At 32.9% G+C, this 14427-nt stretch carries 13 protein-coding genes; 7 read left to right on the top strand and 6 right to left on the bottom strand.

Annotated elements, in window-relative coordinates:
• Window positions 1-17 precede the first annotated feature (17 nt).
• A complete protein-coding gene (locus tag IMCC3317_RS01790; RefSeq protein WP_160127797.1) occupies window positions 18-1184 on the bottom strand; it encodes a proline dehydrogenase family protein in 1167 nt (388 codons plus the stop codon).
• A 97-nt stretch (window positions 1185-1281) separates the two neighbouring features.
• On the opposite strand from IMCC3317_RS01790, the gene aroB reads away from it, so the two are divergent.
• A complete protein-coding gene (gene aroB, locus IMCC3317_RS01785; RefSeq protein WP_160127796.1) occupies window positions 1282-2349 on the top strand; it encodes a 3-dehydroquinate synthase in 1068 nt (355 codons plus the stop codon).
• A gap of 134 nt (window positions 2350-2483) precedes the next feature.
• A complete protein-coding gene (locus IMCC3317_RS01780; protein ID WP_160127795.1) occupies window positions 2484-2759 on the top strand; it encodes a hypothetical protein in 276 nt (91 codons plus the stop codon).
• Window positions 2760-2770: 11 nt separating this feature from the next.
• Here the strand turns inward: IMCC3317_RS01780 and IMCC3317_RS01775 are convergent, their stop codons facing one another.
• Window positions 2771-3286, bottom strand: coding sequence for a DinB family protein (locus IMCC3317_RS01775; protein WP_160127794.1), 516 nt, complete (start codon window positions 3284-3286; stop codon window positions 2771-2773).
• Window positions 3287-3369: 83 nt separating this feature from the next.
• Window positions 3370-3723 carry a DUF983 domain-containing protein gene (locus tag IMCC3317_RS01770; protein ID WP_160127793.1) on the bottom strand — a complete coding sequence of 118 codons (354 nt, stop codon included), beginning with the start codon at window positions 3721-3723 and terminating at the stop codon, window positions 3370-3372.
• Window positions 3724-3816: 93 nt separating this feature from the next.
• Here IMCC3317_RS01770 and IMCC3317_RS01765 point away from each other — a divergent pair, with 93 nt between their 5' ends.
• A complete protein-coding gene (locus IMCC3317_RS01765; protein WP_160127792.1) occupies window positions 3817-4680 on the top strand; it encodes an AraC family transcriptional regulator in 864 nt (287 codons plus the stop codon).
• 391 nt (window positions 4681-5071) lie between these two features.
• Here the strand turns inward: IMCC3317_RS01765 and IMCC3317_RS01760 are convergent, their stop codons facing one another.
• The 3 genes from IMCC3317_RS01760 to IMCC3317_RS01750 form a co-directional block, all read right to left on the bottom strand.
• A complete protein-coding gene (locus tag IMCC3317_RS01760) occupies window positions 5072-7660 on the bottom strand; it encodes a phosphoenolpyruvate carboxylase (protein ID WP_160127791.1) in 2589 nt (862 codons plus the stop codon).
• Window positions 7661-7846: 186 nt separating this feature from the next.
• Window positions 7847-8326, bottom strand: a complete 480-nt coding sequence (locus tag IMCC3317_RS01755) for an Lrp/AsnC family transcriptional regulator (protein WP_160127790.1) — start codon at window positions 8324-8326, stop codon at window positions 7847-7849.
• 86 nt (window positions 8327-8412) lie between these two features.
• Window positions 8413-9552 carry a M14 family metallopeptidase gene (locus tag IMCC3317_RS01750; protein WP_160127789.1) on the bottom strand — a complete coding sequence of 380 codons (1140 nt, stop codon included), beginning with the start codon at window positions 9550-9552 and terminating at the stop codon, window positions 8413-8415.
• Between the two features lie 308 nt (window positions 9553-9860).
• Here IMCC3317_RS01750 and IMCC3317_RS01745 point away from each other — a divergent pair, with 308 nt between their 5' ends.
• The 4 genes from IMCC3317_RS01745 to IMCC3317_RS01730 all read left to right on the top strand — a co-directional run bounded on the left by IMCC3317_RS01745 (window position 9861) and on the right by IMCC3317_RS01730 (window position 14427).
• Window positions 9861-10271, top strand: a complete 411-nt coding sequence (locus tag IMCC3317_RS01745) for a helix-turn-helix domain-containing protein (RefSeq protein ID WP_160127788.1) — start codon at window positions 9861-9863, stop codon at window positions 10269-10271.
• Window positions 10272-10348: 77 nt separating this feature from the next.
• The gene (locus tag IMCC3317_RS01740; protein ID WP_160127787.1) at window positions 10349-10726 is read left to right on the top strand and encodes a hypothetical protein; all 378 of its coding nucleotides are present in this window, start codon (window positions 10349-10351) and stop codon (window positions 10724-10726) included.
• A gap of 580 nt (window positions 10727-11306) precedes the next feature.
• The gene (locus tag IMCC3317_RS01735; RefSeq protein WP_160127786.1) at window positions 11307-11510 is read left to right on the top strand and encodes a hypothetical protein; all 204 of its coding nucleotides are present in this window, start codon (window positions 11307-11309) and stop codon (window positions 11508-11510) included.
• Window positions 11511-11514: 4 nt separating this feature from the next.
• Window positions 11515-14427, top strand: a complete 2913-nt coding sequence (locus tag IMCC3317_RS01730) for a PEP/pyruvate-binding domain-containing protein (RefSeq protein WP_160127785.1) — start codon at window positions 11515-11517, stop codon at window positions 14425-14427.

The raw sequence follows: 14427 nt of genomic DNA, 5'->3' as shown, positions 1-14427 counted from the left end.
TTTAAGTCAATTATAACTTATAATTTTCTTCTTTTCCGTTCTTGTTTTAATAAACTTAATTCTCTTGTTGTTTGTCCTGCGACAGAAGTGTTTTCTTCAGCTCTTCGTATCAAGTAAGGCATTACATCTCTAACAGGTCCAAAAGGTAAGTATTTTGCTACATTATATCCAGCTTTCGCCAAATTAAAACTAATATGATCGCTCATTCCATATAGTTGACCAAACCAAACATGCGTATCATTATTGGCAATTTGCTTAGCTTCCATAATTTCCGCGACCTTGTAAGAACTTTCTTCATTGTGTGTTCCTGCAAAAAGTGCCATACAATCCAAATTGTCTAACATATATGCAACGCCAGCATCAAAATTAGCGTCTGTTGCTAGTTTTGAAACACATATAGGAGAAGTATATCCTTGCTCCTTTGCTCTCTTATTTTCTTTTTCCATGTATGCGCCACGCACTAATTTCATTCCAATATGAAAACCTTGCGCTTTGGCATCCATATGTAGTTGTTTCAAATAGTCCAATCGGTCCCAACGATACATTTGAAGCGTATTATATACAATTGGCTTCTCTTTGTTATACGTTCGCATCATATCAGCAACAATGTTGTCTGCGGCATCTTGCATCCAACTTTCTTCGCCATCAATTAACAAAGCAACGTCCATTTCGTGTGCTTTTTTACAAACGACATCGAAACGATTCAAAACTCTATTCCATTCAGCTTGCTCGTCAGTGGTTAACGTTTCTCCTTTTCCAACCTTTTCATACAAATCAATTCTTCCAAATCCTGTCGGTTTAAAAACTGCAAACGGAATCGCTTCTTTTTCTTTGACAAACTTTAAAATTTTCAAGATTTTTTCCAATGTTGCATCAAACTGTGTTTGTTCTTCTTTTCCTTCTACAGAATAATCAAGAACGCTACAAACGCCTTTTTCAAACATGTTGTCAACTACAGGAATACATTCTTCTTCCGTAGTTCCTCCACAAAAATGATCAAAAACGGTTGCTCTAATCAAACTTTCTACGGGCAAATGTGCCTTTATAGCAAAATTCGTGACAGCAGTTCCTATACGAACTAAAGGCTGATTGGCGATGAGCTTGAATAAAAAATAAGCTCTTTCGAGTTGAGAATCGGTTTTTAGAGCAAAAGCATCCTCAGTATTATTAAAAATTGGTTCCATTTATAAACAATTACTTTCACAAATATAGTTATTGAATTATTATTATTTTGTTTAAAAAAGGCTTTATTTTGTCGCTATTAAAAGTTTTTCTTAGTTTATGAATTCTATTCAAGCAGCGAATTATTTCGTTCATTTCAATACAAATTGCTACACAAAGCTTCACGAACACCTTACGGAATCAAATTATTCAAAGATTTTTGTTTTGGTCGATTCGAATACGCATGAACACTGTTTACCTAGTTTTATGGGCAATTTGCAAACCGAAGTTCCTATTGAAATTATAGAAATTGAAGCTGGTGAAATTCATAAAAATATTGAAACCTGTACAGGAGTTTGGAATGTACTTTCCGAATTAGACGCAGATAGAAAGAGTTTACTGATTAATGTTGGCGGCGGCGTTGTGACTGACCTTGGCGGATTTGTCGCTTCTACATTTAAACGTGGAATTTCATATATAAACGTTCCAACGTCATTGTTAGCAATGGTTGATGCTTCTGTTGGTGGAAAAACAGGTGTTGATTTAGGTACGTTAAAAAATCAAATTGGCGTGATTAATATTCCAGAAATGGTATTGATTGATACTTCTTTTTTAAGCACTTTACCAGCGAATCAAATGCGAAGTGGTTTAGCCGAAATGTTGAAACACGGATTAATTTACGATGAAGCGTATTGGAAAAAAATGATCAATCTTGCTGATTTTACTCTTGAAGATTTAGACGATTTAATTTATGAATCTGTTCAAATTAAAAATAAAGTGGTGACTGAAGATCCAAAAGAACACGGACTTCGCAAAATATTGAATTTCGGTCACACACTTGGTCATGCTATTGAATCGTATTTGTTAACACATGACACGAAAGAACCTTTATTGCACGGAGAAGCAATTGCTGTCGGAATGGTGCTTGCGTGTTACATTTCCAACCAACAAGAACGTTTTCCAACAGAAAAAATGACGGAAATCAAGCGTGTTATGATAGACATGTACGGAAAAGTTGAGTTTAATACTTCTGATTATGAAGCGATTATCGACTTAATGAAATACGACAAGAAAAATTCGCACGGAAACATCAACTTTGTACTGTTGAGCGATATTGGAACGCCAGTTTTAGATAAAATTGTACCCAACACAACCATTATGGATGCTTTTAAATTCTACAATTCTTAACCTCAAAAAATCAGTAAGGTGTCATTAAACTTTTCTTTTCAAAAAAAATAGTTGTACTTTTAGTATCATCTAACTATTTAGAGGTTCCCATTATTTACCTATGAACGTAGTATTAATTTTAAATAATTATTCCTATGAAAAAAGCAATCATAGATTATAAAAAAGTGACGCCTGAACTACTTCTTCTCTTACAAGAACGGTATCCTGGCGGTTATAGAGATCGTGATATTATTATCTTTGACGATCATCACAACAACACAATTGAAGCTGTAGAAGTTAAAACTTCAGACACTATTTATCTTATAAAAGTGAGCAGTAAACTACATTATACGATGACAAATATTGATAATGATTCAGATGAATTGGAAGAAATTGTTCCTGATGATGCTGAAGATTTTTCAGAAGAGTAATGACAAAATAATTACTTCAAATAACGCTCATTAATCACATTCATATGATGTCTTTCATGACCAGCTAAAACGTGTGCAATAGCACGAACGGACATATTACTTTTACTGGCAACTCCAATTCTAGCAAGCATTTCTTCTGAAAATCCTTGAAACATCGTTATCGTTGCTTGACGAATGGCGTTGTATTCTCGTAGCATTTCCATACTATTTCGTTCGTTAGCACCAGAAAACGGCACATAATCGTCTTGTTCATAACCAGGTAATTCCGTTTTGTCATTTCGCGCAAAGCGTAACGCTCTATTACAAAATATACGTTCGGTATCCATAATGTGTTGCAAAACTTCTTTTATAGTCCATTTTCCTTCAGCGTACGTGCTTAGCAATTTTTCTTCTGTCAAAGAAGCCATTAATTCATTGACTTCATCAACTCCTTTTTCGAAAGAATTAATTATATCTTCTCCTTTTACATGTTGAATATATTGACCGTAATACGAATTGTATTCATTAGCTTCTGGAAATTGTATCATAAGGTTTTCGCTTTTTGAATGCTAAAAATACTATTATTTAAGCATGTTGAAAAATTATTAATGCCTCATTAGTCGTCAAAAGTTCACGTTTTAAACAAATTAATCCATATTGTTCTGGAAATTCGCATGTTAAAAAAAGACAAACCGATCATCGTAGCAATAATTATCAAGAAAATTTGAAAATTATTTCCAATTTGAAACAAGTATGAGAAAATCAAGTACACACCAACTGCTTGTCCAACAGTTAGCATATAACTAACATACATTGCACCAATAAAATAGCCTGGTTCTTTTTCAAATTTGTAATTACAAACAGTACAATGTTCATACATTTTAGGCATTCTCATTTTATAAAACAATCCTTTTTGCTTAAAAATACTCCCGCTATTACAGTTTGGACACGTTCCTTTACAGACGTTTAGTATTGCATCTACCATGTTTTCTATTTTTATACAAAGTTAAAAATCAAGCCATTGAAATAAAGTTTGTATTTTCGCTTTTTATAGCACAAAAGAGACATTTTATAATTAATGAAATTATTTCCAGTTTATAATATTTCGCAGTTTCAAGAAACTGAATCTAGCAAACATTTGTATTGCAATCGGTTTGAAGAACATCTGCGTACACATCCGTTTATTGAAAAACCACATCAACATGATTTTCACTTGTTAGTTGTTTTTACAAAAGGAACCGGAACACATGTAGTTGATTTTAACACGTATGATATTCTTCCGGGAAGTGTGTTTGTGTTGCAACCTGGACAAATGCACCATTGGAATTTATCAAAAGATATTGATGGGTATATTTTATTTCATTCGAAAGAGTTTTATAATATCCATTTTAAACATAAACAAGTGAACGATTATCCATTTTACTTTTCTACCTATAATACGCCTGAATTACACCTAGATGAAAAGCAAACACATATAATTACTTCTTTTTTTGAGATGATTCTCGCAGAATATACTTCACATGAACTTTTTAAAGAACATGCTGTATTGAGTTTATTAGATTTAATTTATATTGAACTATCACGCCATTATGTAACGCCTACACAGCTGCAAATCAAGCGGTCTCACACAGTTTTAAGGAACTTTGAAGAATTACTTGAACAGTTTTACAAACACGAAAAGAAACCGTCTTTTTATGCTTCTAAATTAAACATCACCTTGAAACATCTCAATCGTGTATGCAAGGAAACATTACAAAAGACAGCAACAATAGTAATTACAGATAGAATTATTTTGGAAGCAAAACGATTGTTGTTAACACCTGAATTATCAGTAAATGAAATTGCAAATCGTCTCGGATTTGAGGATTACTCCTATTTTTCAAGATTATTTAAACAAAAGACACAGCAAACTCCTTCTAATTTTCGGAATTCAGCTAGGTAAACTTTTTTGGTTGGATTGTTGAGAGTACTATTATTTCTAAATCTTAAAAAATTAAATCGAGAAGCTATTTTGCCACGAATTCACGAATATTTTAATGAATTAATTTTTGTCATTTTTTGTAAAGATAAGAATCTATTTTTAGCGTGTTTACGGTCACGAGTTGAAAACTCGCGCTAGCCAACATTGTGTATTTTACGTCAAAACAATAACAACAAAATTTTAGTTTAAAAGTTGAAAGGTTTATAAGTTTATCCAATTTGTGAAAAATTCACATACCAAAATACCAACAGCGTCAGCGATACTAAAGGCGAAGCCGTTTCCAAAAATAAGACGTATAAAACCTTAAATCATTGAATTTTTAAATCATTGAATTGAGCAAAGCGAATAAAACCTACGCCGAATTTCGACTCGCATTAATATTTCCAAATAACGAACGAGTTACCATTTTTTCAAAAGTTTTAAGTTCTTTTTCGTTTGCAATTGGGTCTTTTTGTAATTCTTGAATTTTACGTAATGCATATTGTTGAATCGTTAGTAATGGCAACACAATCTTTTCGCGCGCATGAATCGACGCTTTTCCAGCTGGCTGATTTTCCATTAATTCCTTATATCCTGTGAGTTTTAATAACATGCGTTTTGTACGTTCGTATTCTTCAAAAATAATTGTCCAAAATTCGCCAAACTCCTCATTTTCTCTCATATATGCGGTTAACTTAAAGAAAGACTTCGTTAAACTCATCATACTATTTTCGAGCAATGTTCTGAAAAAAGCAGAGTTTTTGTATAAATCTACCACTTGATCAAATTTACCTTCTTTTTCCAAATGTTCTAACGAAGTTCCAACTCCATAAAATCCAGGAACGTTTTGTTTCAACTGACTCCAACTTCCCACAAATGGAATGGCGCGTAAGTCTGAGAAATTGAATTCTTTAGACTTCGAACGCTTCGACGGACGACTTCCAATATTTGTCTTTGCATAATATTTTAACGTACTCATTCGCTCTAAATACGGCAAAAACATCGGATGCTTTTTAAACGCAACATACGTGTCATAACTTACCGTTGCAAGTGTTTCCATAGTCTTTTTATCATCCTGAGAAAATTCTGCGGTAGCGCTTGAAAATATTTCATTTGAGATTCCTGAGCTCAACAATTGCTCTAAGTTATATTGACACGATTCTAGCGTTCCAAAGTTGGAACTAATCGTTTGTCCTTGTACTGTTAATTGAATTTCTTCATCTTCAACCGTAGTTCCTAATGACGCATAAAATTGATGTGTTTTTCCGCCTCCACGCGCTGGTGGTCCGCCTCTACCGTCAAAGAAAATTACTTTGATTCCGTATTCGCGCGAAATTGCTGTTAGTTCTTCTTTAGCTTTAAAAATACTCCAATTTGCCATTAAATAACCGCCATCTTTCGTTCCGTCAGAGAAACCAAGCATAATGTATTGTTTATTTCCGCGTTCTTTTAAATGTGCTGCGTACAACTCGTTTTCGTATAAAGTTTTCATCACTTCATGCGCGATTTGCAAATCGGGAACCGTTTCAAATAAAGGCGAAACGTCCACTTTTGGCTGTTTCCAATCGCACAAACGCAACATTGCAAAAGCTTCCATTACGTGTAATACTGATTGATTATTACTGATAATATAACGATTTGCGCCACGTTCACCATTTCGCGCTTGAATGTCTTTCATAGCATATATTGATGAAATAGTTGAGTTTGTAATTTCTTCCTTAAAATACTCAGGTTGAATAATTTGCATAACTTTTGAAAGCATTCCTATCTTTTCTTCTTCAGTTGCATTTATGTAGTTTCCAGAAAATAATCCATTTCCTTTTGCTTCCATCGTTTCCACAATATTTTCAAATACACCTTGATGCACTCTTGAATCTTGACGAATGTCTAACATTGCAAAGTGATACCCAAAAAGCTTTACTTTATTAATTATGTCATCAATTTCTGCACTGAATAACGATTGATGCTTTTCTATAACAATTGCTCTGATGGCTTTTAGTTCCGTTTCAAAGGCAGCCAATGACAACATTCCATCTTCTTTTTGCAGATACACATTCTTATACAACATGCGCTCTAAACGCTCCAAACGCTTTTCTACGCCATCAAATGTAAGTCTCCGCTTCAGTTTTCGAATGTCTCGATGATAATTCAATAAAATGGTACTTCGCAAACGTTCTGCTACTTTTAGTGTGATTTCCGTTGTTACAAACGGATTTCCATCTCTATCGCCACCAGGCCAAAAACCTAAGTCAATAATTTGATTGTCAAAATCTTCGCCTTTGAAAATATTTTGCTGAATATAATTGTATATTTTACTTGCTGAATGATAGAAAACGTTCTCCAAATACCAAATTAAACTTACCGCTTCATCATAAGGCGTTGGTTTTTCTTTTTTGAAAAATGGTGTTTTTCCAAGTTGCTCTAATAATTTTTTGATCGTTAATAAATCATCTTTTTCAATCGCTTGCGCGAGATCGGTAATGATTCCCAATACTTGTCCAGGATAGAACTGCGTTGGATGTGCAGTTAATACCGGACGAATTTTGAAACGTTCTAAGTGCGTTTTTAGCGCGCCTAATTTTTGCTTCTCTTCCGCTTCTTCCTTAATGTTTCGAAGTGTTCCACGCCCATCCATATTATTTACAATGGCAAAAGAAGCATCTTCCACAGCATCAAACAAAACTACTTGACGTTCAATGTATTGTATAAAACGAAAGAGTAAATTAATCTTTTCTGCTTCTGTTTTGTCCTTTTCAACATACCGCTCAAAAAACGTATCCATGATTTCTGATGGATTTTTGTCATGCGCAAATCCTTTTTCACAAATCTCACAGAATAAAGGCAATAAAACGCCTGTATTGGAGATTTCATCAAAAGGCAATGTCATAAAAATACTGTTGTAGATTTGATATTTTGAAGACACGTTTTCTTCAAAACGTGTTAATTTTGGCTTGCGAGACATAAGTTTGGTATTAAAAAGAGATAATTATTCAAATGAAAGGTTTTAAACCTAAGACCCTGATTTTCATCAGCATTAGTTCAACTAATAATTTCTAATTAGTCTTTCAGACTTCTACAAATTAAGTTTCACTAAAAAAAACCCTTACACGAAAAGTACAAGGGTTTTTGCTATATTTTTCGTTTATTACTATAAATCGTTGAAGATTGAATGCATCAAACGGTTTTTGTCGTTGATACTTTCTTCTAGCGAAATCATAGTTTCTGTACGCGAAACACCTTCAATATCATCAATCATAAAGATAATGTCTTTGGCATTTTTTGTATTTTTTGCTCTTACTTTACAGAAGATGTTAAATTTCCCCGTAGTTATATGAGCCACAGTTATATATGGAATTTCATGGATTCTGTTTAACACAAATTTTGTCTGTGATGTTTTTTCTAAAAAAATACCTACATATGCGATAAACGAGTATCCTAATTTTTGATAGTCTAATGTTAGCGAAGAACCTTTAATAATTCCTGCTTCTTCTAATTTTTTGACACGAACGTGAACCGTTCCTGCCGAGATTAATAATTTTTTTGCGATGTCTGTAAAAGGGATTCTTGTATTCTCAATTAGCATGTCTAATATCTGATGATCCACTTCATCTAACCTAAATTTTGCCATGATTATCTTATATTATTTTTTAAAGATAATGCAAAAAAAACAAAAAAATTCGAATAATAATGCATAAAAAGTATAAGATATCTTAACTAAATGCCATTTTTGTTGAATTTCCTTAAATATTCCGAAACTTCAATCTCCAACGAAAACGATTGAAATATATACGTCTGAGCGATTGCCTCTTGAAAATCTATAATCTTGTGTGCGAACGATTTTTTTAACATTTTTTTGTCTTCAATGTAAGGTTCAAAGTGAATTTTGCCATTTTTTAGGATTTCTTTGTACATAACGCCAACATCAAAAGTTTCTTTTCTGTCAGTTTGAAGATTTTTTAATAAGATATCATAATGTAGTTTTTCATTTTCTGGAATTTCAAAATAAGCAGCTGTAAACGTTCCTTTAATTTCATTGGACGCGATGTATTGAATTGCTTCCATAATGGCATAGAATATCAATTCTCGTGTGCGTTCGCGTGCATAATCATTTGGAAAGTGTCCAGCTTCAAACAATACAGTAGGCGTTCCAAGCGATTGAAACGTATCTCCAACACAATTCAAATTAAAACCATCATCATAACGCGCTACATGATTTGGAATGAGTTTTTGTAGCATTTCGTTCATCTTCACAATGATTTCCATACTTTTTTCACGATTTGGTGTAATAGAACGCTTTTCGTCTTCAGAAGGTGTTAAAAATGACACAATCGCCGATTTATAATGATTTCCCGCACTAAATATGGTTCGTTGCCCGTGAAGATTGAAACAATAATCAGGTTGAAACTCATCATATATACTTCTTAAAATCACACTTTCTGGCTGCGAACGTGTTTGCGCATCCCGATTTAAGTCAATTTCATTTGCATTTTCACGTGTATATGCTGCAGAACCATCAGGATTTAACATTGGAATGATACATAATGTACAATTGTTTAGAATCATTTTTGAAATTTCAGAAGATTCGCTTAAGAAATTTAGTAAATCAAAAATAGCCTTTGTAGTTGTGGATTCGTTTCCGTGCATTTGCGACCACATCAATATTTTTTTGGAACCATTTCCAATCGTTAGGGAATGGATAGGTTTGTCTAAAACAGAAACGCCAAGTTGCTTCAAGTTGAATGTTGAAGGTAGTTTTTCTAGCAATTGAATTATATGTTCAAGCGTGATATACCGATCTTGTAAAGTTGCCTCAAAATGTTCGTGATACCAATTCGCTAACTTATGTGTTTGCATAAAGTGTTCTGATTATAGGTTACAAATGTAAACATTGTTTATTTTACAATTGTAAACAGTATTTTATGTTCATTGTGTATACTATTGTAAACAACTATTGATTGTTCTACACAAGTAAACCATACAAAGCTACCTTTTAAATATACACGATTGAATATTAAATATTAATTATCATATTTTCAGCTAGTTAATCATCATTACTTAAAGTAAATTATAACCACTTTACACGAATTAACACACTTTAGTTGCATGCGTTCCGCAATCTATTTACTTTTGTAAACATATTTATCACTTATTAATTGTTTACAATGATAAACACTACTGATTTCTCTAAAAGATTAAAAAAAGTCATCGATTACTACGGACTTTCGGCTTCCGCTTTTGCTGATAAACTAGGCGTGCAACGTTCTAGCATTTCACATATTTTGTCGGGCAGAAATAAGCCGAGTTTGGAATTTGTAATGAAGATTTTAAACACTTTTGAAGAAGTAGAATTGTATTGGTTGTTGAATGGAAAAGGAAGTTTTCCGAAAGTTGCTTCCGCAGAAAATGTAGTTGCTCCAACTCCAACTTCGCGTCCAAAAATTGTTCAAGAAACAACTCAAGATTCATCTTCTCTTGAAGAAAAAGTAACTTCAAGAATTCCATCAACTGGAAAAACGATAGACAAGATTGTTATTTTTTATACCGACGGAACTTTTGAAGACTATCAAAAATAGGAATCTTTCGCTTTGTTTTCAATCAATCTTTATTTTTAGTTTCTTTGTAATCTAATTTATTCCAAAACCACATTTTAGTGAAAAACTTCATTTTTAGTATTTGTATCGCGTTGTTACTGAGTTCTTGTTATCAAACAGAACGCAATTGTAACGATTTTAAAACAGGAACTTTTGAGTTTACGTATGAGATTAATGGAGAATCGAAAACTGGGAAATCTATTCGGGCAGATACGTTAAGTGTTGATTATTATGATAATAAGATTGATACGTTTACAATTCGTTGGGTAACTGAATGTGAATTTATTGGGCGAAAGCTTCATCCTATTGATTATGCAGACAGCAAACCAATTCAGATGAAAATTATTTCTACAACAGCAGATTCGTATTTGCTAGAATATTCGTTATTAGAAGATCAGAAAACTAAAAAACGAGGAACTGTTAAAAAAATAAAGTAAGTTAGGTCGCTTTGCTTTTGGGTATTGGGTTTTGGGTGTTAGGAATTAGGAATTAGGAATTAGGAATTAGGAATTAGGAATTAGGAATTAGGAAAAATACATTTTAATTTAAAATTCACCATTTAACATTTATAATTCCCGAATAATTATACATTAAAAAAGCATCTAAAAAGTATGTTTATATTGATTTGGAAGTTATATTTATACTACAGTAATTAGGTTACTTATATAACATAACCCGTTGTGCATTTTGAATTCAAAAGTATAATGAAGCGTCAGTTCGAGTGATTTTGAGGCACGAAAAATCGTATCGAGAACTTGTTTAGTGTAAAAAAATCTATTCTCGATTCAAATTTTACTCATTTTCAATCGTAAAATTCACTCGAATTGACGAATTTTATCATAATGCACTCCGGTTTAACATAATCTGATGATACTTATTAATGTTTAAGATGACAGTTTAAATTTTAATTGGTATTAGTTAATAAGCAACTATTTTTATCAAATGAGTCAAGTTGTCATTAACAATTATGGCATATTTGTTGCTTAATTAAAGTTAACTTATAAAACAATCTATATCATGAATAAAACAATAAAATTAATCACTCTCATCGTAGGAGTCGCGCTAATAGCATACGGGATTTTTACAGTTATTTCTCCTGAAGCTTCCGTTAGTATAGGTCCGTTAAATGCCGAAGTACAGGATAACAACAATGCTTATATCACAATTGGTTTAGGAGTTGTTGTTTTATTAGTTAGTTTAATTGCTGGAAAAAAAGCATAAAACGATGCTAAAAAAACTTCCCTTATTCTTCGTCCTATTCTTTTTTGTTGCTTCTCCTTTTATTGAAGCGCAAGAAAAATCAACAAATCAGATTAAAAATCTTATAAAAGAATACAAACAAGATCGTCGTGGTCCGTATAGCGGTATCAAATGGTTTTGTAAAGATGGTAGCCAACGAGAAGCCAGAGATCCGTGTCCTGACAATATTGGCGGCGGAATTCAGCATGCTAGTTTTAAAAGCAGCGTTGTCGATTTAAGAAAAACCAACCATTTGTTTTTCGGTGAAATTTTAGCATCTTTAAGTTCGTATGATTTTATAGATAAAAAAAATAATTTTAGCCGTTTAAAGCAATATCAAATTGGTAAATACCTTTCAAGCGTTGATGACGGTTGGGTTTTGAGACGCGCACAATATTACCGAGGCGCTTTTCAAAGTGAAGATGAAGAAGCTTGGGGAAAAGACTTTTTTGAAACGTTATTAAGAAATGACGATCTTATACTTAGTAATTATTTCTTATTCCGTCAGGCTTTAAAAGATATTCCACACAATGGCGATAGTAATCTTGCGCAAGATATGCGGAGTGAATCTAAATTAATTGCTGAAGATATTTCATCTTTTATGGATGTGAGAATTAAAATTCACGGACAACCAGATGTTACTGATATTGCATTGGTAGAAAGCTATGTAAAGAAGAATGACGCAAAACTTTCCGTTGCACAGAAAAAAGAATTTTCAAAATTATTAGTGACTATGCGTGAATATTACGCGCCTATAAATTTTGAAAAACTTTCAAGCGATGTAAATTTAATTTCAGAAAAAAATACTACTACAGAATTAATAGCTGATTTTTTAAAAACGTATCGCACAGAAACTTCTCCTAAAGTATTAGTTACAGAAGTTTCTAGATTGTTGTATGAAATCCGTTTAGGTGTTAATACTTTTAAAAGCAGCAAAGATCGATTGAAATTACTTGATATTTCCAATCAATTGGAACACACACTTTTAAAAGAAGTTCAAAATTGGCAAGTAGTAACGCTTGAAGATAATTTAGACAAAATAAGCGCATTAGCGTGTGCTTCCGCAGGTACAGGACTTATTGAAACTTGGGAATATAACGCTATTGATACGCAACTAAACGAAGCAATGTCAACACGTGATTTAAGTATTGAAACCTTAAATACCATCTTAACTCACAGTCGAAGTATTGTAGAATGGAGTACATCTATGGTGAAAGCAAATTACCAAGCAGATGTTGATAAATATACTGCGTTTGAACCGATGACCTATAGTTTTATAGACGATAGAGTTCGGAGTAGCGTTGCGTTAAACTTGGGTGAAACCGTAAGTAACTTAGGTGTTTTTGTTTCGAAAGTATCAAAAATAAATAATCAAGTGATGAACATTGAAAGTCAGACAGCAATTAGAGGATTAAATCCTGGATATGCATTTGGCGAATTGGTGGTTGTTGATGGAAATCCTGATGATGTTGAAGTAAATACAAATAAAATATACATTTTTGAGAAACCACCGCACGATTTAAAACCTGTGGCAGGAATTATGACGGTTTCCGAAGGGAATTTAGTGTCGCACGTACAATTGTTGGCGCGTAACTTAGGAATTCCTAATGCAGTTTTATCGTATGACAATTTAAAAGCATTAAAAAAATACAACGGCAAAAAAGTGTTTTACGCAGTTTCTAACAAAGGAAATGTAGTTTTGAAAGCTGAAGATGAAATGTCTGCCAATGAAACTGCGCTTTTTAGCAAGAAAGAACGTAGTAAGAACGTTATTGAAGTTCCTATTAAGGATATTCGCTTAGATGTTTCTAAAGTGATAAATATGCGTGATGTGAATGCTTCTGATTCTGGAAAACTTTGTGGACCAAAAGCAGCCAATCTTGGAGAATTGAAACATTTATTTCCAGATCAAGTTGTGGAAGGATTAATTATTCCGTTTGGTGTATTCAAATCGCACATGAATTTAATGATGCCTGGCGAAAACATAAGTTATTGGACATATTTGAATAACACATTCGCGAAAGCGGATTCAATGAGAGCGCAAAATGAATCAGAAGAAGTTATTGAAGCGTTTCAGTTAGCCAATTTGAAAAAATTGCACGATGCTATTATAAAAATTCCTTTAGACGCAACCTTTAAAAATGACTTGTATACGAGTTTTAAATCCGCTTTTGGAAATTCGATAGGAAATGTTCCTGTGTTTTTACGAAGTGACACCAATATGGAAGATTTGAAAGAGTTTACTGGAGCTGGTTTAAATTTGACACTTTTCAATATTAAAAACGAAGACGAAATCGTAAAAGGAATCAAGCGCGTTTGGGCTTCTGCGTATACAGAACGTAGTTTTAAATGGAGACAGAAATATTTATCAAATCCTGAGAATGTTTTTCCTTCTATTTTAATTATTCCAAGTGTAGATGTTGATTATTCTGGTGTAATGATTACCAAAGGAATCAACTCCGGAAATGATGATGATTTAACCGTTGCTTTTAGTCGTGGTGCTGGTGGAGCTGTTGATGGACAATCTGCGGAAACGCGTTTAATCACGGAAAAAGGCAATACATTACTAGCTCCTGCAAGACAAGCAGATTATATTAGATTGCCCGATTATGGTGGCACAAAAGGGTATTTTACCACTTTTGAATCTCCTATTTTGAATGAAAAAAATATAGAAGATATTCGAAAAATCGCTAAAAAAGTAAGAGCAAAAATGACCGAACATACAGCATCTAGCAATCAAGCATATGATGTAGAGTTTGGATTTAAAGATGATAAATTATGGTTGTTTCAAATACGTCCATTTGTAGAGAATAAGAAAGCAAAAAGTTCTGAGTATTTATTATCTATCACACCAAAAATAGACGCTGACAAAATGGTATCTATTACAACACCTTTGTAA

The sequence above is a fragment of the Kordia antarctica genome (assembly GCF_009901525.1).
Taxonomy (GTDB): Bacteria; Bacteroidota; Bacteroidia; order Flavobacteriales; family Flavobacteriaceae; genus Kordia; species Kordia antarctica.
Note: the sequence above shows the minus strand (reverse complement) of the source record. Positions and strands in the feature narration are given on the sequence as shown.